Annotated in this window: 22 protein-coding genes and 1 tRNA gene; 12 read left to right on the top strand and 11 right to left on the bottom strand. The window is 39.0% G+C overall.

The genetic code is table 11. The annotated features are described in order from the left end of the window. Positions 1-61: 61 nt before the first annotated feature. The 4 genes from nagK to H4J67_RS12600 all read left to right on the top strand — a co-directional run bounded on the left by nagK (position 62) and on the right by H4J67_RS12600 (position 4,074). Complete coding sequence (nagK, locus tag H4J67_RS12615) at positions 62-955, top strand: N-acetylglucosamine kinase (RefSeq protein WP_182203935.1); 894 nt, start codon at positions 62-64, stop codon at positions 953-955. Between the two features lie 44 nt (positions 956-999). Then, the gene (nagA, locus tag H4J67_RS12610; RefSeq protein WP_182203933.1) at positions 1,000-2,133 is read left to right on the top strand and encodes an N-acetylglucosamine-6-phosphate deacetylase; all 1,134 of its coding nucleotides are present in this window, start codon (positions 1,000-1,002) and stop codon (positions 2,131-2,133) included. Between the two features lie 64 nt (positions 2,134-2,197). After that, the gene (gene nagP, locus H4J67_RS12605; protein ID WP_182203965.1) at positions 2,198-3,490 is read left to right on the top strand and encodes an N-acetylglucosamine MFS transporter NagP; all 1,293 of its coding nucleotides are present in this window, start codon (positions 2,198-2,200) and stop codon (positions 3,488-3,490) included. A gap of 362 nt (positions 3,491-3,852) precedes the next feature. Continuing rightward, complete coding sequence (locus H4J67_RS12600; protein ID WP_070375825.1) at positions 3,853-4,074, top strand: TIGR02922 family protein; 222 nt, start codon at positions 3,853-3,855, stop codon at positions 4,072-4,074. Positions 4,075-4,182: 108 nt separating this feature from the next. Here the strand turns inward: H4J67_RS12600 and ccmE are convergent, their stop codons facing one another. From ccmE to ccmA, 5 genes are read right to left on the bottom strand one after another with little or no spacing between them, the layout of a single operon-like run. Continuing rightward, the gene (gene ccmE / locus H4J67_RS12595; RefSeq protein WP_070375826.1) at positions 4,183-4,698 is read right to left on the bottom strand and encodes a cytochrome c maturation protein CcmE; all 516 of its coding nucleotides are present in this window, start codon (positions 4,696-4,698) and stop codon (positions 4,183-4,185) included. Beyond that, positions 4,695-4,970, bottom strand: a complete 276-nt coding sequence (ccmD, locus tag H4J67_RS12590) for a heme exporter protein CcmD (RefSeq protein WP_182172597.1) — start codon at positions 4,968-4,970, stop codon at positions 4,695-4,697. Before ccmD ends, ccmE begins: the two co-directional genes overlap by 4 nt. After that, a complete protein-coding gene (locus tag H4J67_RS12585; RefSeq protein ID WP_182172595.1) occupies positions 4,970-5,716 on the bottom strand; it encodes a heme ABC transporter permease in 747 nt (248 codons plus the stop codon). The genes ccmD and H4J67_RS12585 overlap by 1 nt, the downstream gene beginning before the upstream one ends. Further along, positions 5,716-6,408, bottom strand: a complete 693-nt coding sequence (gene ccmB, locus H4J67_RS12580) for a heme exporter protein CcmB (RefSeq protein WP_182203931.1) — start codon at positions 6,406-6,408, stop codon at positions 5,716-5,718. The genes H4J67_RS12585 and ccmB overlap by 1 nt, the downstream gene beginning before the upstream one ends. Before the next feature lie 10 nt (positions 6,409-6,418). Next, the gene (gene ccmA, locus H4J67_RS12575; RefSeq protein ID WP_259366814.1) at positions 6,419-7,093 is read right to left on the bottom strand and encodes a cytochrome c biogenesis heme-transporting ATPase CcmA; all 675 of its coding nucleotides are present in this window, start codon (positions 7,091-7,093) and stop codon (positions 6,419-6,421) included. A 366-nt stretch (positions 7,094-7,459) separates the two neighbouring features. On the opposite strand from ccmA, the gene H4J67_RS12570 reads away from it, so the two are divergent. The 5 genes from H4J67_RS12570 (at position 7,460) to hemH (ending at position 12,941) form a co-directional block, all read left to right on the top strand. Next, positions 7,460-9,475 (top strand): heme lyase CcmF/NrfE family subunit, encoded by a 2,016-nt coding sequence (locus H4J67_RS12570; protein WP_182172756.1) that lies wholly within the window; start codon positions 7,460-7,462, stop codon positions 9,473-9,475. Beyond that, positions 9,475-10,041 carry a DsbE family thiol:disulfide interchange protein gene (locus H4J67_RS12565; RefSeq protein WP_182203929.1) on the top strand — a complete coding sequence of 189 codons (567 nt, stop codon included), beginning with the start codon at positions 9,475-9,477 and terminating at the stop codon, positions 10,039-10,041. The genes H4J67_RS12570 and H4J67_RS12565 overlap by 1 nt, the downstream gene beginning before the upstream one ends. Continuing rightward, entirely contained in the window at positions 10,041-10,514 is a 474-nt protein-coding gene (locus tag H4J67_RS12560) for a cytochrome c-type biogenesis protein CcmH (RefSeq protein ID WP_404842795.1), read from the top strand. Before H4J67_RS12565 ends, H4J67_RS12560 begins: the two co-directional genes overlap by 1 nt. 9 nt (positions 10,515-10,523) lie before the next feature. Continuing rightward, on the top strand, positions 10,524-11,789 hold the full coding sequence (ccmI, locus tag H4J67_RS12555; protein WP_182172586.1) for a c-type cytochrome biogenesis protein CcmI: 1,266 nt from the start codon (positions 10,524-10,526) through the stop codon (positions 11,787-11,789). A gap of 123 nt (positions 11,790-11,912) precedes the next feature. Next, positions 11,913-12,941: a ferrochelatase gene (hemH, locus tag H4J67_RS12550; protein ID WP_182203927.1), complete on the top strand. Its 1,029-nt coding sequence runs from the start codon at positions 11,913-11,915 to the stop codon at positions 12,939-12,941. Between the two features lie 424 nt (positions 12,942-13,365). Here hemH and H4J67_RS12545 read toward each other — a convergent pair whose 3' ends face one another. The 4 genes from H4J67_RS12545 to pepA all read right to left on the bottom strand — a co-directional run bounded on the left by H4J67_RS12545 (position 13,366) and on the right by pepA (position 18,869). Beyond that, positions 13,366-13,575, bottom strand: a complete 210-nt coding sequence (locus H4J67_RS12545; RefSeq protein ID WP_070375833.1) for a cold-shock protein — start codon at positions 13,573-13,575, stop codon at positions 13,366-13,368. Between the two features lie 373 nt (positions 13,576-13,948). Then, entirely contained in the window at positions 13,949-16,831 is a 2,883-nt protein-coding gene (locus H4J67_RS12540) for a valine--tRNA ligase (protein WP_182203925.1), read from the bottom strand. A 21-nt stretch (positions 16,832-16,852) separates the two neighbouring features. Beyond that, positions 16,853-17,323, bottom strand: coding sequence for a DNA polymerase III subunit chi (locus H4J67_RS12535; RefSeq protein ID WP_182203918.1), 471 nt, complete (start codon positions 17,321-17,323; stop codon positions 16,853-16,855). 37 nt (positions 17,324-17,360) lie between these two features. Continuing rightward, positions 17,361-18,869, bottom strand: coding sequence for a leucyl aminopeptidase (pepA, locus tag H4J67_RS12530; RefSeq protein WP_182172563.1), 1,509 nt, complete (start codon positions 18,867-18,869; stop codon positions 17,361-17,363). A 241-nt stretch (positions 18,870-19,110) separates the two neighbouring features. Here pepA and lptF point away from each other — a divergent pair, with 241 nt between their 5' ends. Then, the gene (gene lptF / locus H4J67_RS12525; RefSeq protein ID WP_182203916.1) at positions 19,111-20,256 is read left to right on the top strand and encodes an LPS export ABC transporter permease LptF; all 1,146 of its coding nucleotides are present in this window, start codon (positions 19,111-19,113) and stop codon (positions 20,254-20,256) included. Next, positions 20,256-21,323, top strand: a complete 1,068-nt coding sequence (gene lptG / locus H4J67_RS12520; protein WP_197517592.1) for an LPS export ABC transporter permease LptG — start codon at positions 20,256-20,258, stop codon at positions 21,321-21,323. The genes lptF and lptG overlap by 1 nt, the downstream gene beginning before the upstream one ends. 94 nt (positions 21,324-21,417) lie before the next feature. Here lptG and H4J67_RS12515 read toward each other — a convergent pair whose 3' ends face one another. Together H4J67_RS12515 and H4J67_RS12510 are read right to left on the bottom strand one after the other, a co-directional pair. After that, positions 21,418-21,918 carry an RDD family protein gene (locus H4J67_RS12515; RefSeq protein ID WP_070375839.1) on the bottom strand — a complete coding sequence of 167 codons (501 nt, stop codon included), beginning with the start codon at positions 21,916-21,918 and terminating at the stop codon, positions 21,418-21,420. A gap of 185 nt (positions 21,919-22,103) precedes the next feature. Beyond that, on the bottom strand, positions 22,104-22,865 hold the full coding sequence (locus H4J67_RS12510; RefSeq protein ID WP_182203914.1) for an ice-binding family protein: 762 nt from the start codon (positions 22,863-22,865) through the stop codon (positions 22,104-22,106). Positions 22,866-23,456: 591 nt separating this feature from the next. On the opposite strand from H4J67_RS12510, the gene H4J67_RS12505 reads away from it, so the two are divergent. Then, positions 23,457-23,541: transfer RNA gene (locus tag H4J67_RS12505), tRNA-Leu, on the top strand. The last annotated feature ends 296 nt before the right edge of the window (positions 23,542-23,837 follow it).

Raw genomic sequence — 23,837 nt, 5'->3', positions numbered from 1 at the left:
GGCACTGGCTGTTTATTGAGCATTGTGATTAAAATAATAAATATAGAGACATGAGGTCAACATGCTGAGCAGCAGCGGCAACAACGAAATATTCTTAGGCATAGATGGCGGTGGCAGCAAATGTAAAGCTATCCTAGTGTCGAATGATAATAAAATATTAGGTACTGGCATTGCAGGGCCTGCTAACCCGTTGCACGGTTATGAACAGGCTATAAGTTCAATTGCTGAGTCTGCTAAGTTAGCACTTAAAAATGCTGGGATTGATGAAAGTGAGCTTGGTAATATCATTGCCGGTGTTGGTCTTGCAGGGGTGAATTTACCGGTTTTATTTGAACAAATGTCAAACTGGCAGCATCCGTTTAAAAAGATGTATCTTGCCACTGATTTACTTATTGCTTGTCTTGGAGCTCACGATGGTAAAGACGGTGCAGTGATGATAACGGGGACTGGTTCATGTGGCTTTTCATATGTTGATGGTCATCCATATATTGTTGGCGCTCATGGTTTTCCTCATGGAGATAAAGGTAGCGGTGCATGGTTTGGGTTACAGGCGGCAAAACAATCTTTGTTATCACTCGATGGTCTCATTCCTCATTCATCCATTAATGACAAAGTATTAGCGTTATTAAATGTCAAAGATGATGTTGAATTAGTCGAAGTGATTGCTGGTAAGCCAGCAGCTTTTTATGCCCTTATGGCTAATTTGGTTTTTGACTCTGCTGAAGAAGGTGACAAAATCGCGTTAGATATTGTTACACAAGGCGCTGAATATATTAGCCATGTGGCTAGGCAGTTATTAAAGCAAAATCCACCCGCCATTGCATTAATTGGTGGCTTAACACCAAGAATAAAACCTTGGTTAGATAAAGATATTAAACGACAATTGATTGAGCCAAAACATCCACCAGAAGTGGGTTCAGTGATTTATGCTAAACAACAACTTGCTTTAAAGTAAAACCTAGCCAATTAATTGATATAATTTAAGGAACAAGCATTGCTATGACTATATTTCGTCTTTACGTTAAAAAATTATTTGATGGTCAAAACTTTATTGACCACCAAGTGTTAACGATCACCGATGGAAAAATCACAGCATTTGATAATAATATCTCTGACGTTGATGATGTACTTGATGGTTTAGTGGTCCCAGGCTTTATTGATTTACAGGTCAACGGAGGCGGAGGTGCACTATTTAACGACTCTCCATCATTAACAAACATTAAAACTATCATGGCCGCTCATGCCAAGTTTGGTACTACAGCGATGTTACCTACCCTTATAACCGATAAAATATCAGTGATGCAACAGGCTGCAAAAGCAATGGCAGAAGCAATGGCAGAAAAAACACCAGGTATTATTGGTATTCACTTTGAAGGCCCACATTTATCTGTTGCTAAAAAAGGGGCACATATTGAGGAGCACATTCGCGCCATTTCACCACAAGAGTGGCAAGTGCTTGAACGTAAAGATATCGGGCAAATACTGGTGACACTTGCCCCTGAAACAGTAAATGTTGATGACATTGCTCGCATGGTTTCGTTGGGTATTAAGGTGTGCTTAGGCCACACCAATGCTGATTTTAACACCGCACAAAAAGCGTTAGAGGCGGGTGCTGACGGCTTTACTCATTTGTATAATGCTATGTCGGCAATACAGGGCAGAGAGCCCGGTGTAACCGGTTGTGCTTTGCTCAATGATCAAGCAAGTTGTGGCTTAATTGTTGATGGTCATCATGTTAATTACGAGAGCTGTAAATTAGCGCTTAAAACTAAACCTGCAGGAACGATTTTCTTAGTCACCGATGCAATGCCACCGGTAGGTACAAGCGATGTTGAGTTTACTTTAGTTGGTAAAAAAGTGCGGCTTGAAAATGGCAAGTTAACGTCAACAACAGGGGAGTTGGCAGGGTCGGTGTTGAATATGGCGCAAGCAGTAGCAAATACTCATTTAGGCCTGAGGTTACCTTTAGATGAAGCGCTTAGAATGGCCTCTAAATACCCGGCCAATTATATTAAGCAAAGTGATATTCGTGGCAGTTTAACAATAGATAGTCAAGCTGACTTTGTTGAGCTTAACGATAATTTTACCGTGAAATCGACCTGGATCTCAGGGCAAGCCATTTATAGAAAATAACTAATTTAACCTATCATAAAACAATAATAACAAGACAAACATTGAGGAATATATGGAACAGATAATAACAAGTGATAAACCCAAAAGTAATGCATTGCCTATGGCAATTGTCGCGGTACTCTTTTTTATATTAGGCTTTGCTACTTGGCTTAATGGGTCATTAATGCCCTACCTAAAACAAATACTCCAGCTGACACCCTTTCAAGCATCACTAATATTATTCTCCTTTTATATTGCTGTTACTTTTACTGCGCTGCCGTCAGCAACGATTATTCGTAAAGTAGGCTATAAAAATGGTATGGCTTTGGGAATGGCCACCATGATGGTAGCAGGCTTATTATTTATTCCTGCTGCTCAAACCCAAATTTTTGCCTTGTTTTTGTTTGCTCAGTTAGTGATGGGTTCGGGTATTACTTTATTACAAACAGCTGTTAATCCTTATGTTGTCCGTTTAGGTCCTGAGGAATCTGCTGCAGCACGTATTAGTGTTATGGGAATTTTAAACAAAGGTGCTGGTGTTATTGCGCCTTTAGTTTTTACCGCCTTAATTTTGAGTGGCTTTGAAGGTCATTCAACCGAAGTACTAACCCAAGCCAGTATTGATGAGATGGCTAACTCGTTGGTACTTCCTTATTTAGGTATGGCGATTTTCATTGGTTTACTCGGTTTTGCTGTGAAAAAATCATCACTTCCAGAATTACCCAGTGAAGATGAGGAAGAAGGAGCAAATAGCAAAGGACATATTAAAGAAGCATTATCTCACCCCAATCTAGCATTAGGTGTATTAACTATCTTTTTCTACGTTGCGGTTGAAGTGATAGCTGGCGACACAATAGGTACATTTGCCTTGTCTCTAGGCGTTGAAAATTACAGCATAATGACCTCATACACTATGATATGTATGGTGGTAGGTTACATATTAGGGATCTTTTTAATTCCTCGTTTTATTTCTCAACAAAAAGCCTTAACTGTTTCAGCCCTGCTGGGGTTGGTGCTAAGTTTAGGTGTGGTCTTTGGTAACAATAATTCATACGCTATCGCTAATATAGTCCTTGTTCCTTTTGGAGGGGCAGAACTACCCGATACCTTGATGCTTATTGCATTGCTTGGTTTGGCTAATGCGATTGTTTGGCCTGCTGTTTTTCCATTAGCACTCTCTGGAATGGGAAAATTAACCAGTGTGGGCTCGGCATTATTAGTTATGGGTATTTCAGGAGGGGCATTTGGTCCACTATTTTGGGGCTTGGCAAGCGGTTCATCACTCGGTCAACAAGGGGGTTATATTGTGATGTTACCTTGTTATTTATTTATTCTATTTTATGCGCTTAAGGGCCATAAAATGAAAAGTTGGAAATAATATAGATTCTCTGGACAGTTTCTAAATATTTTGAAAAATTTATCCATATGGATATCCGATCTCACTAGTTGAGGATGCGTTAAACGATCTGATTTGATCGACCCTGGGTTTTATACTCAGGGTTTTTTTTTACTTAAAATTTACAGTAAGATACAACAATTGCTTAAAGATAACTCCGAGTTAACTTAGTGTTAACTTAACTTATTGATTTGATTGTATAATTAGCTTTGTGTTTTTTACTGTGTTACTTTGTTTGGGTACAAGGCTTACTGATTTTTTATTTTTAGCTATTGCTGAACAATAAAGTTTATAAGTGGCTTTAACTTGATGAATTTATAGCTCAACAATAATAAGAGTGAATAATGCAAATCTACCAAGAAAAGATAGTAACCTTGATTTATTACAGTGATGACTCCCTAGAACTTCTACATAAGATTGAATCATTTTTACAATCTGCAGAAGGGCGTGTGGTTATTCCTGAAAGCTTTAAGAAAGGTAAGTCGATTATTGCTGTTTGTGAAGGTGAGATTAATATTCTTAATAAAATTGGTGATCGTATTATTTCGGCTTATGATGTTGCTTAATTAAACAATTAAACAATTAAACAATTAAACAATTAAACAATTACAATAAAAAACGCTACACCAAGACAAATATAATATTTATCTTGGTGTAGCGTTTTTTGTTTTTTACTAGTAGGTTTTCTTTTCTAACTGTTCTTTACTGTAACTGGGTTTTTGATGCTTTTCACCCATGTCATCAGCTAATTCTTTGGGTATGTAGTTCTCGTCATGTTTAGCTAACACTTCAGAGGCCTCAATAAAATTGCCATTAACTAACATACCATTTGCGACTATACCTTGGCCTTCACGAAATAAATCAGGCAGTATGCCGTCATAATGCACCTTGATGACAGGGTCAGAATCATTAAAAACTATCGGCATTCTCATATCTACAAGTTCAAAAGTCACGTCTAAACTTGATGGGTCACGCTTAACACTACCAGGTACCACTAAACCACCAATGCGAAGACGTTGGCCGTCAATAGGCTTTATGCCGGTATCATCTTTACCCTGATATATTTCAGAGGGTTTATAGAAAAGATCTATATTTTGGCTTAATGCATAAAGCACAAATCCAGCAACGACACTTAGGCCGACTAAAATAGATATAACGATGGTTAAACGTTTCTTACGACGTGGATTCATGAAACAACCTTATTAGAGTTTTTGGGTAAATTTTTTAAAACAGCGATATTGCTATCAGTTTGCTCTGCTTGCGCTGAATTTTGTTGAGCCGCTTTGCGTAACTTCTTCTCGCGCTGTAAACGAAGTGCTATTTTTTGTTTAACCTTTTTATGGTTGCTAAGACTGCTATAAATTAACGCGGCTAATAAAAAAGCACTAACGCCATAAGACAACCAAACAAAAAAAGCATAACCACCCATATGAAAAAAGGCTGAAATACTATCAAACTGCATTATTTAATGCCCTCTGCGGTGATCAATTCACGTACCCAAGGACGCATGCTATTACGTGCTAATATTTCGGTACGAAAACGGATAGAAATAACAAATGTTACCAACATGGCGATGCCTAAAAAGCAGATAACAAATGGCCAGAACATATCCATACTCATTGAGGGAGCGCTCATTTTACTTACGGTTGCTCCCTGATGAAGGGTATTCCACCATTCGACAGAATATTTAATAATAGGAATGTTGACAACGCCAACGAGTGATAGAATACCTGCGGCTTTACCTGCAAGGTTTTTATCTTCAAAGGCATTGTGTAAAGCAATAACACCTAAATAGAGAAAAAGTAGCACTAATTCAGATGTTAAACGGGCATCCCAAATCCACCAAGTTCCCCACATAGGTTTACCCCATGCGGCGCCAGTAAATAATGCTATAGCGGTAATAACCGCTCCTACGGGGGCCATGGCTGCCGCCGATGCATCAGCCAGCCTGAACTGCCAGACTAAACTACAAAAAGCTGCTGATGCCATAGCCATATATATACTCATTGATAATATAGCTGTTGGCACATGGATATAAAAAATTCTGAAACTGTCACCTTGTTGGTAATCAGCTGGCGCAAAAACTAACGCCCAGATAATGCCAATAGTGAGTAAAGTAATCGTAATTTTTGCAATCCAAGGTAATAGTTTACCGACAAAGCGATACGACACTTCTGGATTTGCATAAGGATGTAACCATTTCCACATTAGTTGGTACTCACTTTTAGCGCTGCACTAACAGCAAAGGGGGCTAAGGTTAACGAGCCAAAAAACAATGCGGCAATTATAGCAAGTTGTCCGCTGTAAGGTAAGTTCATTGCCGCAGTATCTATGGCACTTGTCGCAAAAATCAATATTGGAATATACAGCGGTAAGACTAATAAGCTGAGTAATACGCCACCTTTTTTAATACCTACCGTTAGCGCAACACCAATAGCACCGAGTAAACTGAGCACGGGTGTACCTAAAAGTAATGTGAGCATTAATGCGCCATAGCTATTTTCATCTAAATGTAACAATACGGCAAGTAACGGCGCAATAAAAATAAGGGGTAAGCCAGTAACCAACCAATGTGCAATAATTTTAGCAAGCACCAATATAAATATGGGATGAGGGCTCAGCATCATTTGTTCTAAGGAACCATCTTCGTGATCAGATTTAAATAAGCGGTCGAGTGATAATAATGTCGCAAGTAAAGCCGCAACCCAAATAATTCCCGGTGCAATGCGCGCTAAAGTTGTCGACTCAGGACCAATACCCAGTGGGAATAAAGTCACGACAATAATAAAAAATAACAGTGGATTAATAATATCGTCGCGATGACGAAAGGCAATTGTAAGATCTCTTTTGATGATTAAGCTAAAAGCGGACGTATATGATAAATTATTAACGGTTGTCATGTTATTATCTCTAATAAAATCGGTAATCTAAAGTGATTTTTTTCACCTTATCTTCAGGATATGATAAGTCTTGGTGTGTGGTCAAAATAACACAGCCACCACGCTGAGCATGTGCGAGAAACAATTGCTCTAATGTATTGACACCACGCTTATCGATGGCGGTGAAAGGTTCGTCTAATATCCAAATAGGCGCGGTACTTTGCCATAAACGTGCAAGTGCAATACGCCGATGCTGCCCGGCACTTAAATGTGAGGCAAGGGCATCTTCAAAACCTAACAAGTTTACTTTTTCTAAGGTTTCTTCTGCTGTTGAAATGTCATTGCCATGCAAGGCAAGATTAAACACTAGGTTCTCTTGAGCGGTCATTTCACCTTTGACGCCCGGTAAATGTCCTAAATAGAGTAAGTTTTGATGAAAGGTATCGCTATGGTCAACAATATTTTCTTGTTGGAATAACACGCTACCGTCATAGGGTTGAGATAAACCGGCTAAAATACGTAATAAGCTAGTTTTACCTGATCCATTTGGGCCTTCCACCTGTATAATATCACCGCTAGATACTGAAAAATTAAGTGCTTCAAATAATATTCTATCTTCACGAATACAAGTTAATTCGTTAGCACAGAGCAATACTTGTTTATTCGCTCGTTCGTTCGGTGGTTGAATATTTTGAGAGTTTGCCAAAAGAATCACTTTTTAAATAATTTAAATACCAAATTTATGGAACAACTATTAACGTAATTTGCTACATAAAGAGTTGATTTAGATCGTAATACCAAGTTGGGTATTATCATACTATATCGGTCGGTAAAGGCTAGCCCTAGCAATGAGAAAATTAATCATTTATTTTCGTATTACATTGATGAAATTACTCACCATATAGTGCTAGAATTACCAAAATTTTTAGTTTGAATTGTTTTTCTTTAACTTTCTATTTACCGTTAATTGAACAACAAACTCACTAAAACGCCATATTAATGGTGTCTTTAATTGATAATTTTTGTATTCAGTATATACGCTGAATCGGAGAAAGTAATGATCCCTGAAGTAATGCTCCCTGAGTTAGGACATTTCGCCCTTATAATTGGTTTAGCTTTTGCAATATGTTTAAGCATTATTCCATTAGTAGGATTGGCAAGTAATCAAGAGCGATTAGTCGGCTATGCTAAACCCTTAACCTTCGGTATGTTTGCCTTTACTACCATTAGTCTTATTATTCTCGGTTGGAGCTTTGTCGTTGACGATTTTTCCGTCAAATATATTGCAGGTCATTCAAATTCTTTTTTACCTTATTATTTTAAAATAAGTGCCGTCTGGGGTGGGCATGAAGGTTCGCTGTTGTTGTGGGTTTTTTCACTCACTGCTTGGACCGCCGCCGTTGCTAAATTCAGTAAAGGCATCGACGAAGCCTTTATTGCTAGGGTATTAGCGGTATTGGGTATGATAGCTGTTGGCTTTATGCTGTTTACGTTATTAACCTCTAACCCCTTTGAACGCTTATGGCCGATGGTCCCCACAGAAGGTCGCGATTTAAACCCATTACTACAAGATATTGGCTTAATTATTCACCCGCCGATGCTTTACTTAGGTTACGTCGGTTTCTCTGTTGCTTTTGCTTTTGCTGTTGCTGCGTTAATGTGTGGCAAGTTAGATGCTGCTTGGGCTCGATGGGCAAGACCTTGGACTGTTGCCGCATGGATATTTTTAACTTTAGGTATCGCTTTAGGTAGTTGGTGGGCTTATTACGAACTTGGCTGGGGCGGATGGTGGTTCTGGGATCCAGTAGAAAATGCTTCCTTTATGCCATGGTTGGTTGGTACGGCACTTATCCATTCATTAGCGGTAACTGAAAAACGTGGTACGTTCAGGAATTGGACCGTGTTATTAGCAATATTTGCCTTTAGTTTAAGCCTGTTGGGGACTTTCTTAGTACGTTCAGGTGTTATCACTTCTGTACATTCGTTTGCCGCAGACCCTGGTCGTGGTTTATTTATTTTATTATTACTGGCAATTGCGGTCGGTGGTTCATTAACACTTTATGCCTTTAGAGCAAGTACAGTGCAAACGTTTAGTCGTTTTGCCTTGTATTCTCGTGAAACGGCACTGCTTATTTGTAACATTATTTTAGTAGTGGCAACGGTTACTGTCTTGCTGGGCACCTTGTATCCGTTGTTGGTTGATTCTATGGGCTTAGGAAAAATTTCTGTTGGGGCTCCGTATTTTAATGCGGTGTTTGTGCCGATCATGAGTTTGCTTTTTGTTGTCATGGGAATTGGTCCGTTAATTCGCTGGAAAAAAGCTAAGCAAGGTGAATTGCGTAAACAAATGATGAGTCCATTAGTGATCAGCGTTATTGTTGGTATTGCTTTCCCATTTTTATACGGTGGTGAATTTGTACCTTTGGTTACCATGGGGATAGGTTTAGCCTGTTGGGTTTTTCTGGTCGTTCTTAAAGAATTAATTAATCAAATAAACTCGGGTAGTGACAAAGGGAAATTCTCTAAGTTGACATTAAGCCAATGGGGTATGACCTGTGCTCACATGGGGATAGCGATCACTATTGTTGGTGTAACGATAGTCTCTGTTTATGAAAGTGAAACTAACGTAAAAATTCACGTCAATGAGAAAGTTAAAATTTCTGATACCGATTATGAAATCGTTTTTAAAGGTATTAAGCAGGTAAAAGGTGCTAACTATAGTGCCGAACAAGGCCAGATAGAAGTCTACAATAATGGTGACTTTGTTACGCTTTTGAAACCGGAACGTCGCACATACTTAGTACAGACCATGGGAATGACTGAAGCGGGTATTGACCCAGGTTTATTTCGTGATATTTATGTGGCATTAGGTGATCCCTTAGAAGGAAATGCTTGGGCAGTTCGTGTTCATTACAAACCCTTTGTTCGTTGGATATGGTTGGGGGCAATATTTATGTCGTTCGGTGGGTTTTTAGCGATATTAGACAAACGCTACCGTCGTAAAAAGGTCAGTAACACCACTAAGAGCAAGTCAATAAACACAGCTAGCGCTGATAAACTAGCAACAAATAATCAGGGAAATGCTTGATGGGTAAGTTAATTCGTTTAATTCCACTGATATTGTTTATCGCTTTAGGGGCTATTTTATTTCGCGGTTTATCGCTTAATCCTACAGAGTTACCTTCGGCGTTGATTGGTAAAAAATTCCCTGAGTTCAGCTTACACTCGGTATTAAACGCTGATCGAACTGTCACGACAGCTGACTTTAAACCGGGTATAAAACTGGTGAATGTTTGGGGAACTTGGTGTCCATCGTGTCGTTATGAGCACGAATATTTGAACGAATTGTCTAAAACAAATCGTTTTACTATTTATGGTTTAAATTATGATGATCAACGTGTTGATGCCGCAAAGTGGTTAACCGAGTTAGGTAATCCTTATCAATTCTCAGCCTTTGATGAAGAGGGAAAATTAAGTGTTAATCTAGGGGTATACGCAGCACCAGAAACTTTTGTGGTGGATCACAGTAATATTATTCGCAAGCGATATGCGGGTCCATTAACGCCGCAAGTTTGGCAAAATGAATTTGAGCCCCTTATTACTCAAATAGAAGCAGAATTTTTAGTTTCGTCAACGAGCAAAGGAAGCCAGTAATGATGTTCAATAAATTGTTAGTTGCCGCATTTTTAACGACGGTTACCTTGCTCAGTTCATTTGTTTTAGCCGGCCCGGTTGATACTTATGTCTTTAAAGATAAGGTCACAGAAATTCGTTTTAATGCCCTTAATAAAGAATTACGTTGCCCTAAATGCCAAAATCAAAATTTGGCTGATTCTAATTCACCTATTGCCGAAGATCTTCGCCGTGAAGTTTATGACATGCTTCAACAAGGTAAGGCTGATATGGAGATTGTTGATTTTATGGTGTCACGCTACGGTGAATTTGTTTTATATCGCCCTAGGGTCTCTAGCTTAACTTATCTTTTATGGTATGGCCCTGCAGGGCTATTATTTATTGGTGTGATAGTCGTTGTTATTATTATTCGTCGAAAGCCGGTTAAAAATGCCCAACAACCGTTAAGCAATGATCAAAAAAATAAACTTGATCAAATTCTAAAGCATAAATAAGGCTGTCTCATGGAATTAATTTTTATCATTATTGTCTTTTTATTGCTGGTTTTAGCAGTAGTGTGGGCACCATTTCTTAAACAACACCAAAACAACATCTCGATTGATGACACTCAGCGTGACGAAACTAATGTGCGCTTATACCACGAGCATAAAGCTGAGATAGAAAAAGACTTTCAGCAAAATAATATTGATGATGAAAATTACCAATATTTATTAACAGAGCTAGATAATACTTTATTGCAAGATATGGAAAATCAAGACCTTGCAGATAAAACGCCGCAAGAAACGAAAGTATTGGCTATGGCTTGGCCTATTGGTTTGTCTGTTTTTATTTTAGCTTTTAGTTTTTATCTATATGCTGAAATAGGCACTTATGAAAAACTGACAACAATGACGCCTCAAGAGCCAATGCAACAATCGGCTAATGCGGAACAACAAACTATTAATCAATTAAAACGCTTAATGGATGTCACTAAAACCGAACCAGACAACTCAGATGCTTGGTACGCTCTAGGTCAATCTTTAGTCACCGTCGGTGAATTTGACAGTGCAGTAAAAGCTTATGACCAAGTCTTACGCATTGAAGGCCCGCAAGCCGATGTGTTTGGTGCTAAAGCCCAAGCGATTTACTACAAGAACGAACAACAAATTGATGAAAGGGTGCAAGGGTTTATTGATCAGGCTTTAGCGATAGACCCTAGTGATCCTTCCACAAACATATTACTAGGTATGCATAGTTTTACTGCTGGTCAGTATCAAGTGGCTATTTCTCATTGGCAACGTGTTGTTGATTCAGATAAAAAGAATGTCAATAAGCAAGCATTGCTTGAAGTTATTGATGAAGCGAAAAAGCGTATCGCCCAACCCAATATGACCGACGATGCTAACAGTCAAATCGAACCAAGTATTCCTGGTCCCAAGCTAACGGTTAACGTTACATTAAGTGATGAAATACAAACATTGCTGTCACAGGGTGATGATAAAACGGTTTTCATTTATGCTATATCTGCAGATACTTCTCGTGGGCGTATGCCTCTTGCCGCCGTTAAATTAGTTGCAAGTGATTTGCCCATAACGATAGTACTTAACGATGCAAGTGCTATGACGCCACAAGCTAAGTTGAGTGATGTCGATACGGTACATATTTATGCCGTTGTTTCTGCTTCAGGCGGCGCTGGTATTAAATCAGGCGATTTCAAAGCTGAACTTAATAATGTAGCTGTAACGACTACAGAGCAATTAAATTTAGTCATTAGTAATATCGTTCCATAATTTAAAATAGTATGGGTTTAAGCCTTTTAACACATCAGATTGAACTGATTCTTGTTTGGTGTGTTAGGGTAAACTAATCTGTGGTGTTTTTTTCGTCATTTAAAAAAATAGAGTATCTAATTCATGTCTAAATTTAGTGGACGTTTTCACGGCCGTACCAAAGAAATACATAATAAAACGGCTAAAGTTGGTGTTTTACTCACCAATCTTGGCACACCTGAAGCGCCTACTGCATCAGCTTTAAGACGCTACTTAGGTGAGTTTTTATCTGATCCTCGGGTCGTTGAAATACCTCGACTTATTTGGTTGATGATCTTGCATGGTATTATTTTACGGGTTCGACCTAAAAAATCAGCAAAACTCTATGAAAGTATTTGGACACCATCAGGCTCACCTTTATTGGTTATTAGCCAACAACAAAAAGACGCAGTCGCTAAAGAGCTCACTGAGAAATATGGTGATGATGTCAGAGTTGAGCTGGCAATGCGTTATGGTAAGCCTACAATCGACGAGGCTTTAGACAGATTACAGCTTGCAGGAGTCAGCAAAATAATTACCTTACCTCTGTATCCTCAATATGCAGGCCCAACGGTTGGTTCTACTTTTGATGCGGTCGTTAATAAAATTAAATCGTGGCGTTGGATCCCAAGTTTAAGTTTTATTAGTGGTTATCATGACAACCCTAAATATATAGCGGCCCTTGCGCAAAGTGTAAATAAGCATATTGCCGAACATGGTAAGCCGGATAAGTTAGTATTATCTTTTCATGGTATGCCTAAGTATTTCTTAGAGCAGGGTGACCCTTATTATTGTTGTTGTGCAAAGACAACGCGGTTATTAATGGAAGCGTTAGCCTTTACTGAGGATGATTTTGTGATGACCTTTCAGTCACGCTTTGGTAAAGCAGAGTGGTTACAACCTTATACCGATGTAACGCTTGTTGATCTCGCCGCTGATAATAAGCATGTCGCTATTATTAGCCCTGCATTTAGTGCTGACTGTTTAGAAACTTTAGAAGAGTTAGTGCACGAAAACCGAGATATGTTTATTGGTGCTGGTGGCGAAACGTATCATTATATTCCCGCTTTAAATACCGATGAAATGCATATTGATGCGATTGTAGATATCATTTCTGCAGAGATAACCCACTAACTAAAATAAGACACCGTATTTTATAGCCTTGCTGATACCTTTTACCGGTGTTTCCGCTGCGCTATTTAATAATGGTGTCACAAGTGTAAACCTCCCTTCATTAACTCACTTCTTTTTATTAATTAATAAAACCTATGGCTGTGCTGATAAGCTCTTTTAAAACACAATTCAGTGGGCCTGTGGTTAGAAATAAACATATAGCAATAAGAATACATACTCTTGTTTAATTACTGATGCGTTTTTGATGATCTTTAGTAATGACTTTATTAATAGCTTTGATAGTAAAGGGAAGTTTGACGGTATGTGCGCTCTTTAACGAACGTGGAAGGTTGAATTTTAGTATAAAAAAAAGCGCAACAATTTTCATTGTTCCGCTCATTTTATTCGGATGCTAAGATCCTTTAATAACTACAATAAGTCGTTATTAAGAAGCAATTACGTTTTCAGCTTCAGGACCTTTTTGTCCTTGCTTGATAGTAAAAGTAACAGCTTGGCCGTCAGTTAGTGTACGGAAACCGTCACCAGAGATAGCGCTGAAGTGAACAAAAACGTCAGGTCCGTTATCTTGTTCGATGAAACCGAATCCTTTAGATTCGTTAAAAAATTTTACTTTACCAGTTACTGAATCAGACATGTCAACATTTCCCGTAGGTCATTAATTAAAAAATAGTAATAAGTGGATTATCCACTATGAAATATACGGAGTAAATGCTCTCTACCTATAAAAGTACAGACAGAGAAAGGTTTCCAATAACACAAACTAGTAGCGTCTGAGGTTAATCAATAATCGACCTTGTTAAATTAAGGTAAATAGTTGAAATATCCTTCTCCCGAAACGCAAAAACTCAACGCAAAAGTATGTTAGCACAATATTTTCTTGAAATCCTATAAAAATCTTAAGATTTGATGACTTTTTTATGACATAAAAAAGCCAGCTAAGATGCTGGCTTTATTAGATATTTATGATTGAGAATCATTATTATTATCAATCATAAGATAAACAACGCTTACAACGCCGAAATTTGTACTATTTGTTCAGCAAGCTTGACTAAGGCCGATTCGGTATCAGCTAACTTGGTCTTTTCTTTGTTGATAACTTCTTCAGGAGCTTTACCAACAAACTTTTCATTGCTCAATTTTCCACGGGTTCTCTCCGCGTCTTTCTCTAGTTTATCGACCGCTTTTGTTAAACGGGCTAGCTCCGCTTCTTTATCAATTAACCCCGCCATTGGAATTAATACTGATAAATCGCCAACAACAGCGGTAGCAGACAGTGGTGCATTGTCGTTATCGGTTAATACCGTAATACTTTCAAGTTTAGCTAAGGCACTTAAAAACTGTTGATTTTCATCTAAGCGACGTTGGTCATTAGCATTAACATTTTTAAGTAATACCGGTAATTCTTTACTGGGTGAAATATCCATTTCGCCGCGAATATTACGTATAGCAACAATAAACTGTTTGACCCACTCTAAATCATCAATAGCCGTCTGGTCACATTGACTTTCATCAAACTGTGGAAAACGCTGGACCATAATACTGGCGTTTTCATTACCTTTGTTATCAGCAACAAAGTTACTTAATGGCACAACACGTTGCCAAATTGTTTCAGTGATAAATGGCATAATAGGATGCATCAAGCGTAATAAGCTTTCGAGTACAGTCACTAAGGTATGACGAGTACCACGTTGTTGTGCTTCGCTACCTTTGAACAATACTGGTTTTGTTAACTCTAAGTACCAATCACAAAATTGGTTCCAAGTGAACTCGTATAGTGCTTGTGAAGCTAAATCGAAACGAAAAGCTTCAAAAGATTCATGGACAGTTTTTACAGTTTGCTGGAATTGACCTAATATCCAACGGTCAGCTAATGAAAACTCCATTTCACCTTGTTGACCATTAACGACTTTACCGCAGTCTTGCTCTTCGGTATTCATTAATACGTAACGACTCGCATTCCATAATTTATTACAGAAGTTACGGTAACCGTCTAATCGCTTCATGTCCCAAGTAATGTCACGGCCTGTTGATGCAACTGAGGTTAAGGTGAAGCGTAATGCGTCAGTACCATGAGCCTCAATACCTGCTGGGTATTCTTTCTTGGTTAGCTTAGCTATTTTTGCCGCCAGTTTTGGCTGCATCATGTTGCCGGTGCGCTTTTCCAATAACTCATCAAGGGCAATGCCATCAATCATATCAAGAGGATCGACAACGTTGCCTTTTGATTTACTCATCTTATCGCCATTTTCATCGCGAATTAGACCGGTAACATAGACTTTCTTGAACGGTACTTGTGGTTGGCCATTTTCATCTTTAATGAAATGCATGGTCATCATGATCATCCGGGCAACCCAGAAGAAAATAATGTCAAAGCCGGTAACAAGCACATCAGTTGAATGGAATTTTTTAAGATCTTCCATATTACTTGGCCAGCCTAAGGTAGAAAACGTCCATAATGCTGATGAAAACCAAGTGTCGAGTACATCATCGTCTTGCTTTAAAACAAAATCTGCCGCTAACGTGTATTTAGCACGCACTTCAGCTTCGGTTCTACCGACATAAACACCACCATCTTCATCGTACCAGGCTGGAATTCTATGTCCCCACCAAAGCTGACGAGAAATACACCAGTCTTGAATGTCACGCATCCAAGCGTTGTACATATTTTCATACTGTTTAGGCACAAATTCAATTTGACCCGTTGCTACCGCGTCAACGGCAGGGCCTACTAAAGGTGCGGTGCGAACATACCATTGGTCGGTTAATAAGGGTTCAATAATCACGCCTGAGCGATCACCATAGGGTGCGACCAAATCATGATCTTTTACTTCAACAAGTAAACCTAACTCATCAAATTTAGCGACAATGGCTTTGCGAGCAACAAAACGGTCCATTCCTGCAAATTCACTTGGTAATTCAGTGCTGTAGGCATCAGAATGCTCGCCGTTATTTTTATAAACTTCAGCGCTTGCTAAAATAGCAGCATTTTTATCTAAAATATTGATTAATGGTAAATTATGACGTTTACCGACTTCATTATCGTTAAAGTCATGTGCAGGTGTGATTTTCACACAACCTGAACCTTTGGTCATATCAGCATGGTCATCACCAACAATAGGGATTAAACGATTAACTAAAGGTAATAAAATATGTTTGCCGATAAGATCTTTATAACGGTCATCTTTAGGGTTTACTGCGACACCAGTATCACCTAAAACAGTTTCTGGTCGAGTTGTCGCTACCACTAGGTAGTCTTTACCTTCAGCAGTTTTAACGCCATCAGCCAAAGGATAGCGTAAGTACCACATGTGACCTTTTTTATCTTTGTTCTCAACTTCTAAATCAGAAATAGCGGTATGGAATTTTGGATCCCAGTTAACTAAGCGTTTACCACGGTAAATTAAGTCGTCTTCAAATAAGCGAACAAAAACTTCTTGCACCGCTTCAGACATGCCATCATCCATAGTAAAACGTTCGCGAGACCAATCGATAGAGTTACCTAAACGGCGCATTTGCTTGCCAATAGTGCCACCCGACTCGTCTTTCCATTCCCATACTTTATCAATAAAAGCTTCACGACCGTAATCGTGACGAGTTTTATCTTCTTCGGCAGCAATTTTACGTTCTACCACCATTTGTGTGGCAATACCCGCATGGTCCATTCCGGTTTGCCATAAAGTATTTTTACCTTGCATACGTTGATAACGAATTAAGGTATCCATAATAGTTTGTTGGAACGCGTGTCCCATATGCAAACTACCGGTAACGTTTGGTGGTGGTATAGCGATGCTATAGCCATCTCCTTCACCTGTTGGGCTAAAATAACCTTGCTCTTCCCAACTTTGATAAAGAGACTGTTCGATTTCTGAAGGATTGAATGTTTTTTCCATGGGAATGACTACTTAACTTGATTAAAGTGCATTAATTGACTGTGACGGTTGTGGCGCGGTTTGATTATCCACTTGAAACCCCCATTGACGATAGCCTTTATAGCGCTCTCGAGCTTGTTGTTTGAGGGTTTCATCACTGGGTACAAAGTCAATAATGTGTGAAAACTGATTAGCAAAGTGAGGCACTGTGCTGGTTAAATTTATTAAAATAGCGCGTCGGTTAGTAGGTGGTTTCCAACTAATTTCAACGGCAGCGCCATTTTTAGGGCCTTCGCCCGGTAAATTGTGAGGAACAAAGCTGTCAGGTTCAAAGGCCCAAAGCAGTTCATCTAACTGGTGAGCTGTTTGCTGATCAGCGCAGTAAATAAATACTCGCTGATTTTGGCGATAAAAATTAGCAGCCTGCAAACAAGCATGAGCATGTGACTGTTCAGCCACCGCTTCATGCTTTGCATCTTCTTCAAGCAAATAAAACATTACTTGTGTTTGCATGTTTGCGTTGTTCCTTTTATTTCTTTTTAGTCTAAAGTTATTCGCTTTGCTCTGCGCCAGCGCGATTCAATAAAAATTGAGTCAATAAGCTTACCGGGCGACCAGTAGAGCCTTTGTCTTTGCCACCGCTGCGCCAGGCCGTACCGGCAATATCAAGATGTGCCCAGTGGTACTTTTTAGTGAAACGCGCTAAGAAACAGGCAGCCGTAATAGTACCTGCGCCTTTGCCACCTAAATTGGTGAAATCAGCAAATGGGCTTTCTAATTGTTCTTGATATTCTTCCCATAACGGTAAACGCCATGCGCGGTCACCACTTTGTTCAGAAGCATTTAACAACTCATGTGCTAATGGGTTGTGCGTACTCAACAGGCCAGATGCATGTTTACCTAAGGCAACCACACAGGCACCAGTTAGGGTTGCTACATCGATAACGAGTTCAGGATCAAAGCGTTCAACGTACGTTAGCGCGTCACATAAAACCAAGCGACCTTCTGCATCCGTATTTAATACTTCAACTGTTTGTCCTGACATCGTCGTTAAAATATCACCAGGGCGATAAGCATCGCCACCCGGCATATTTTCACAACCGGCTAAAACACCAATAACATTAATTGGCAACTGTAATTCTGCTAGGGCGTGCATAGCACCTAAAACACCTGCTGCGCCACCCATATCATATTTCATTTCATCCATGGCTTCGCCAGGCTTTAAAGAAATACCACCGGCATCAAAAGTCACACCTTTACCGACCAAAACTATCGGATTAACATCATCACCAGCACCATTATATTTAATAATACTCATAATAGATTCATTACGCGAAGCTCGACCAACGGCAAGGTATGAATTCATACCCAATTCTTCCATTTCTTTCTCGCCAACTATTTTAGTGCTGACATTGTCGTAATCATTTTCTAAAATCTTAGCTTGTTCTGCTAAATATGCTGGGTTACAGATATTTGGCGGCATATTAGCAACATTTTTACAGGTTGTTATACCTTCAGATACAGCAAGCGCATGCGAAATAGCGCGTTCGCCCATGGGTAATTCTCGACGTGTTGGTACATTAAAAACCATTTTACGTAGAGGGCGGCGTGCTTCAACCTTACGTGTTTTTAATCCGTCAAAGCTGTATAAACAGTCTTGAGTCGCTTCAACGGCTTGGCGTACTTTCCAATAGGTATCGCGACCTTTAACATGAAGTTCTGATAAAAAGCACACAGCTTCCATCGAGCCCGTTTCATTTAACGTACTAATAGTTTTACTGATAATTTGTCGGTATTGACGTTCATCAAGTTCACGTTCTTTGCCACAACCGACCAGTAAAACACGTTCGCTTAATATATTAGGCACGTGATGAAGCAGTAACATTTGCCCTGATTTACCTTCTAAATCACCGCGACGCAATAAGTTACTGATATAGCCTTCACTAATTTCGTCAAGTTGTTCAGCAATCGCTGAAAGACGGCGAGGTTCAAAAACGCCAACAACAATACAGGCGCTACGTTGCTTTTCGGGACTACCACTTTTTACGTTGAACTCCATGAGCTCTCCTAATTCGTACAAAAACAAGCTGTTTTTAAATGAAATTTACAAGTAAACTTGTTTAAATCTATAAATAATCGTTATGCTTACTTTTAAAAGTATTCAGCTACAGGCTATAATTATAGCTTGGTGCAAGCGAATTCCCCTCAGAGCAAAAATTAATATTACTTATGAAAACGACAAGTTTACTTAAAAATAGAGCAGATGTCAGAAAAAAACGATGTTTTTATAGGGAATTCTTATGATTATCTTTCGTTATTTACTTAAAGAAGTCGCTAAAACTCAATTAGCGGTTTTCTTAGTGCTGATGACCATTTTTATTAGTAATAAATTTGTTCGTATTCTTGATGATGCTGCCGAAGGTGGGATCCCCGGACACTTGGTTATGGTCTTTATTGGCTTAAAGATACCTGACTTAGCGGGAATGATTTTACCCTTAAGCTTATTTCTTGGGGTTTTATTGGCTTACGGGCGTATTTATGCCGATAGCGAAATGACAGTATTGCATGCCTGTGGTGTCAGTGAATGGTACGTAGTGCGGGTTACACTGATTTTAAGCTTTGTGACTGCGATATTTACCGGTATTTTTACGCTGTACCTATCACCTATGGCCTCAGAATATGAGTATCAAGTTAAAGAACAATTAGCCGCAGACTCGGGGTTAAGTTCGCTTATTGCTGGTCGTTTTCAAACGACAGGTAATGAAAAAGCCGTTATTTTTATTCATGACAAAAACCGTAATGACAACACCTTTGAAAAAGTGTTTGTTGCGCAACTTCCCGATAAAAAAGCCACAGATAAAAGTATTATTAATGCCAGTTTAGTTTATGCACAAACCGGACAAGTGGTTGAGGAAGAAAGTGGCTCACAGCGTCTAGTTTTGAGTGACGGCACACGTTATCAAAACGATACCAAGAGTAAAGAATTCAAAGAAGTCTTTTTTGATAAGTATTATATCCAAATACAAGATCAAAAAGTGGCGCACAAAAATAGAAAGTTAAGGGCTATTCCAACCCAAGATTTATTCGAAGAAGATACCGCTGCTTTTAGTGCAGAAAGTCATTGGCGCATTGCTTTTCCTATTGCGTGTTTGATCATGACATTAATTGCCGTACCTTTAAGTGTTGTTAATCCTAGGCAAGGTAAATTTGCTAAAATGTTACCGGCATTATTGCTGTTTCTAGGTTATTTCTTGATGCTGACAGCGGTGCGCTCTGGCGTTGAGTCGGGCACAATACCTAAAAGCTTAGGTTTATGGCCAGTACACTTTTTTGTGCTGGTGCTCGGTGTAAGTCTGCTTATAAAGGATCGCAGTTTTGGGATGAAAATCAAAGCTAAGCTTCCGCTATTATTTCGCAATTTCACCCGCAAAGGAAAATCATCATAATGCGTATATTAGACATGTACATTGGTCGAATTATTGCATCTACAACGCTGTTAACGTTATCAGTTTTTGTCAGCCTAAGTGGTATCATTAAGTTTGTTGAAGAAATGAAAACCGTGGGCAAGGGTAACTATGATATTGCGCATGCAGCTTTATTTGTGCTTTATAAAATCCCACCCGATATTGAAATGTTTTTCCCGATGTCAGCATTAATTGGTGGTTTAATCGGTATGGGTATGCTGGCAACAAACAGTGAGCTTGTGGTTATGCAAGCGGCAGGTTTGTCGCGGGTAGACATTATAAAATCAGTGATGAAGTCAGCGACTGTTCTCGTTTTTATCAGCATGGCGGTTGGAGAGTGGTTAGCGCCGGTTGGTGAATTAGCAGCAAGACAGCTTAAAGCGCAGGCGATATCGGGCGGAAGCTTAATTTCATCCGCTGATGGAACTTGGGCGAAAGACGGTGATTATTTTGTCCATATTGGTGAAGTAGAAGACAAAGGGAAATTAAACGATGTACAAATATACCGCTTTGATAAATCATTAAAACTATCAAGTTGGTTATCTGCAGATAGTGCTATTTATCAAAAAGATGCCTGGCAGTTGCGTGATGTTGTCGATACCCATTTAAGTGAAAACCAAATGGTTACCGAGTCATCGCAGGTAAAAATGTGGACATCGAGTTTGACGCCTGAAAAACTTGGCGTCGTTATGGTTACTCCCGAAGCTTTATCATTACGGGGCTTATCTGAATACTTAAGTTATTTGGAAGAAAACAACCAAGACTCAAGTCGTTACGTTTTAGCTTTTTGGCGTAAAATAGTTCAACCACTAACCGTTGCGGTGATGCTGCTACTTGCCTTGTCTTTTGTTTTTGGACCTTTGCGTTCAGTATCGATGGGGGCAAGAATTATGATGGGAGTAGCAACAGGAATATTGTTTTTTATTACTAACGAAGTACTAGGGTCGTTAAGCTTAGTGTATCAGTTGCCAGCGGCTTTTGGCGCGTTAATGCCCAGCTTTATCTTTGTATCATTAGCGTTATACCTAATGAATAAACGGCCCAGTTAACGTTTGCTTGTGCGCCTTTTAGTCGATAAATGTGATTAGAAGGCATGATAATCACATTTATCATGCCTCACTTTATTGCAGCGTATTAGTGGCTCTACAAACGTCCACGGTTAGCCTCTAACGTTAAAACCACCACTTCTGTATCGGTTAACCTGTCTTGTAAGCTTAATTTGTTTTTACGATCAAAAATCACCGTAAAGTTACCTAAACCTAATAGCGTAGGCAGTAATCTTTTTAGGCCAGTAACCTTATTGATCAAAGTACCATCTTGGTTTTGCACACGTAAACGCCAGGCTTTCATTCCTAAGGTTTGACCGGTTTTAGACCAAAACCAAATAAAGAAAAACGACACCCAAGCAAGCTTCCAAAACTCATTTGGCCACTTTAACCAAGCCGTATTGGCAATAGCATCAGAAAAGTGTTCGTACCCCTGTAAGCCAAATAAACCAAAGTGAAAACCTAAGTACATCAATAGAAATGACATTGCACCGGCAGTCATATAAACCGCAATGGCAATTAAAAGATCATATACCCATGAAGCTAAGCGGCGGCGAAAACCAGCACGGGGAAAATGTTGAGATGAAATGAAAGTCATAAGTCACGTGAATAATAAATTTTCACCAGTTTATCAAACACAATAGCTAAAGTATAAGAGAGATGATTATTTGTGTTTTTTATCGCTAAAATAGTATTAAAAAACGACATAAAAAAATGACAGTAGCATTGAAGCTTGCCATCTTTATATGTCGTTAACGCTATTTGACTGAAGTTTCTACGTTGTTATAGAGGAGCTTCTTCATATTGCTCAGTTGGCGCGTTAATCGTGTTTTTTTGCAATGTGACAGCAGTTTGCGCCAATAATCTCCCGTTAACAGTGGTTCCAGTATTAACAGAAATCAAGGTTTTACTGAGCACGATACCTTCAAAAGATGCATAAGTGCCCAGTGCGGTATAACCTGCGACTTGCCAGAAAATATTTTTGGCTAAAGCTCCACCCGTTAAAGTCACGCGCTTGGCATTCGCCTGATTTAAATTACCGGATATTTGCATGATCCAAACATCATCCATAGTGCCATTAAAAGTAACATCTGTACTGATATTGACGTCTGAAGACCATTTATAAACACCAGGTTCTAGCGTTAGGCCGCCAATTTCACCCGCACCAAGTTCGGTATGATCAGCAGGAACTCTGCCTGCAGCATCATTGTAGGCAATGCCCATATCACTGACTGCTAATCCTAAAAGGTAAGGTGAATTTATCGAGCAGGGCAGTGGGCCAGCAGAGTCAACGGTATACATAGCGCCGGTTACTTCATCACAGTTGAGTAAAAGTGCAGCGCCTGTAATTGGGCTAGTACCGACATTACCGGTAACAGTAGACGGATAAACATCAGTAATACCAGATTTACTCAATATGGTGAAAGTACCTGCTTCGCCAAGTTCTACCGCATAGGGGCCTGCGGCCATAACATTTCCAGCAAAAATACTTCCCATAATTAAGGGGATAAGTACTTTTTTCGAATTGCTTATTAAGGTTTTCATAATATTTCTCCATATGGAATTGTCAATTTACAGTAAGTAAATTGTTACTAAGCTCACTCCATGGCTATGTTATATCACACAAGAATGATTTTAGATTGGCATCAAATGACTTGTTGATATATTGAGCCGTTTATTTAGACTGAAATTATTTTAATTTCGATAAAATAGCTGATGAAGGCAACGTTTATTTTAGTGTCGCGAGCTATACTTAATTGCCTTGTTGAAAGGGGAACCGTCACCTAAGCATTAATTAAGTCGGTGTTTAATGATTTAAACTTTCAAATACCTCCAAATCGACCAAATAATAAACATATACGCCAACGATTGATAAAAACTATTGCTTAATAAAGTTATTTTCGTATAATGCCGAACATATTCATTAATGCACTGGCGTTATTGATAAACAGTTTAAATTTTTGGTAGTTACTACAAAAATATTTAAGCCGCAGTGGTGGAATTGGTAGACACGCCGGATTCAAAATTCGTTGTGTGTAGGCTTTAACTAGTGTAAAGTACTTTAAGTACAAGAGCTTAGGTTTTGAAAAGCTCTATAAATATCTTTCAGACACCTTTCAGAGTTTTTCACGAAGTGGCATCTTGGTGGAATTGGTAGACACGCTAGATTCAAAATCTGGTTCCTTCGGGAGTGCGAGTTCGATTCTCGCAGATGCTACCATTTTGTGAAATTCTCCTTTTTTGTGTTATTTTCAAATTAACTAGACAACTTCCTTCTTTGTGTTACTACTCTTATAACTTGACGAACCCTCTTCTTATGTTACTTTCTTGTTAACTTGACAATCCACTCTTTTGTGTTACTTGACTTTTAACTTGATAATCCTCTTTTTTGTGTTATTTGACTTTTAACTTGATAATCCTCTTTTTTGTGTTATTTCTCTATTAACTTGACTGATTTATTATTTTTGATACCTACTTCCTTTACTAATTTATTATTTTTGATATTAATTGTTTCTT

The sequence above is a fragment of the Colwellia sp. BRX10-4 genome (assembly GCF_014077465.1).
Lineage (GTDB): Bacteria > Pseudomonadota > Gammaproteobacteria > Enterobacterales > Alteromonadaceae > Colwellia_A.
The sequence above is the reverse complement of the archived record's forward strand: the minus strand, read 5'-3'. Positions and strand labels throughout refer to the sequence as shown.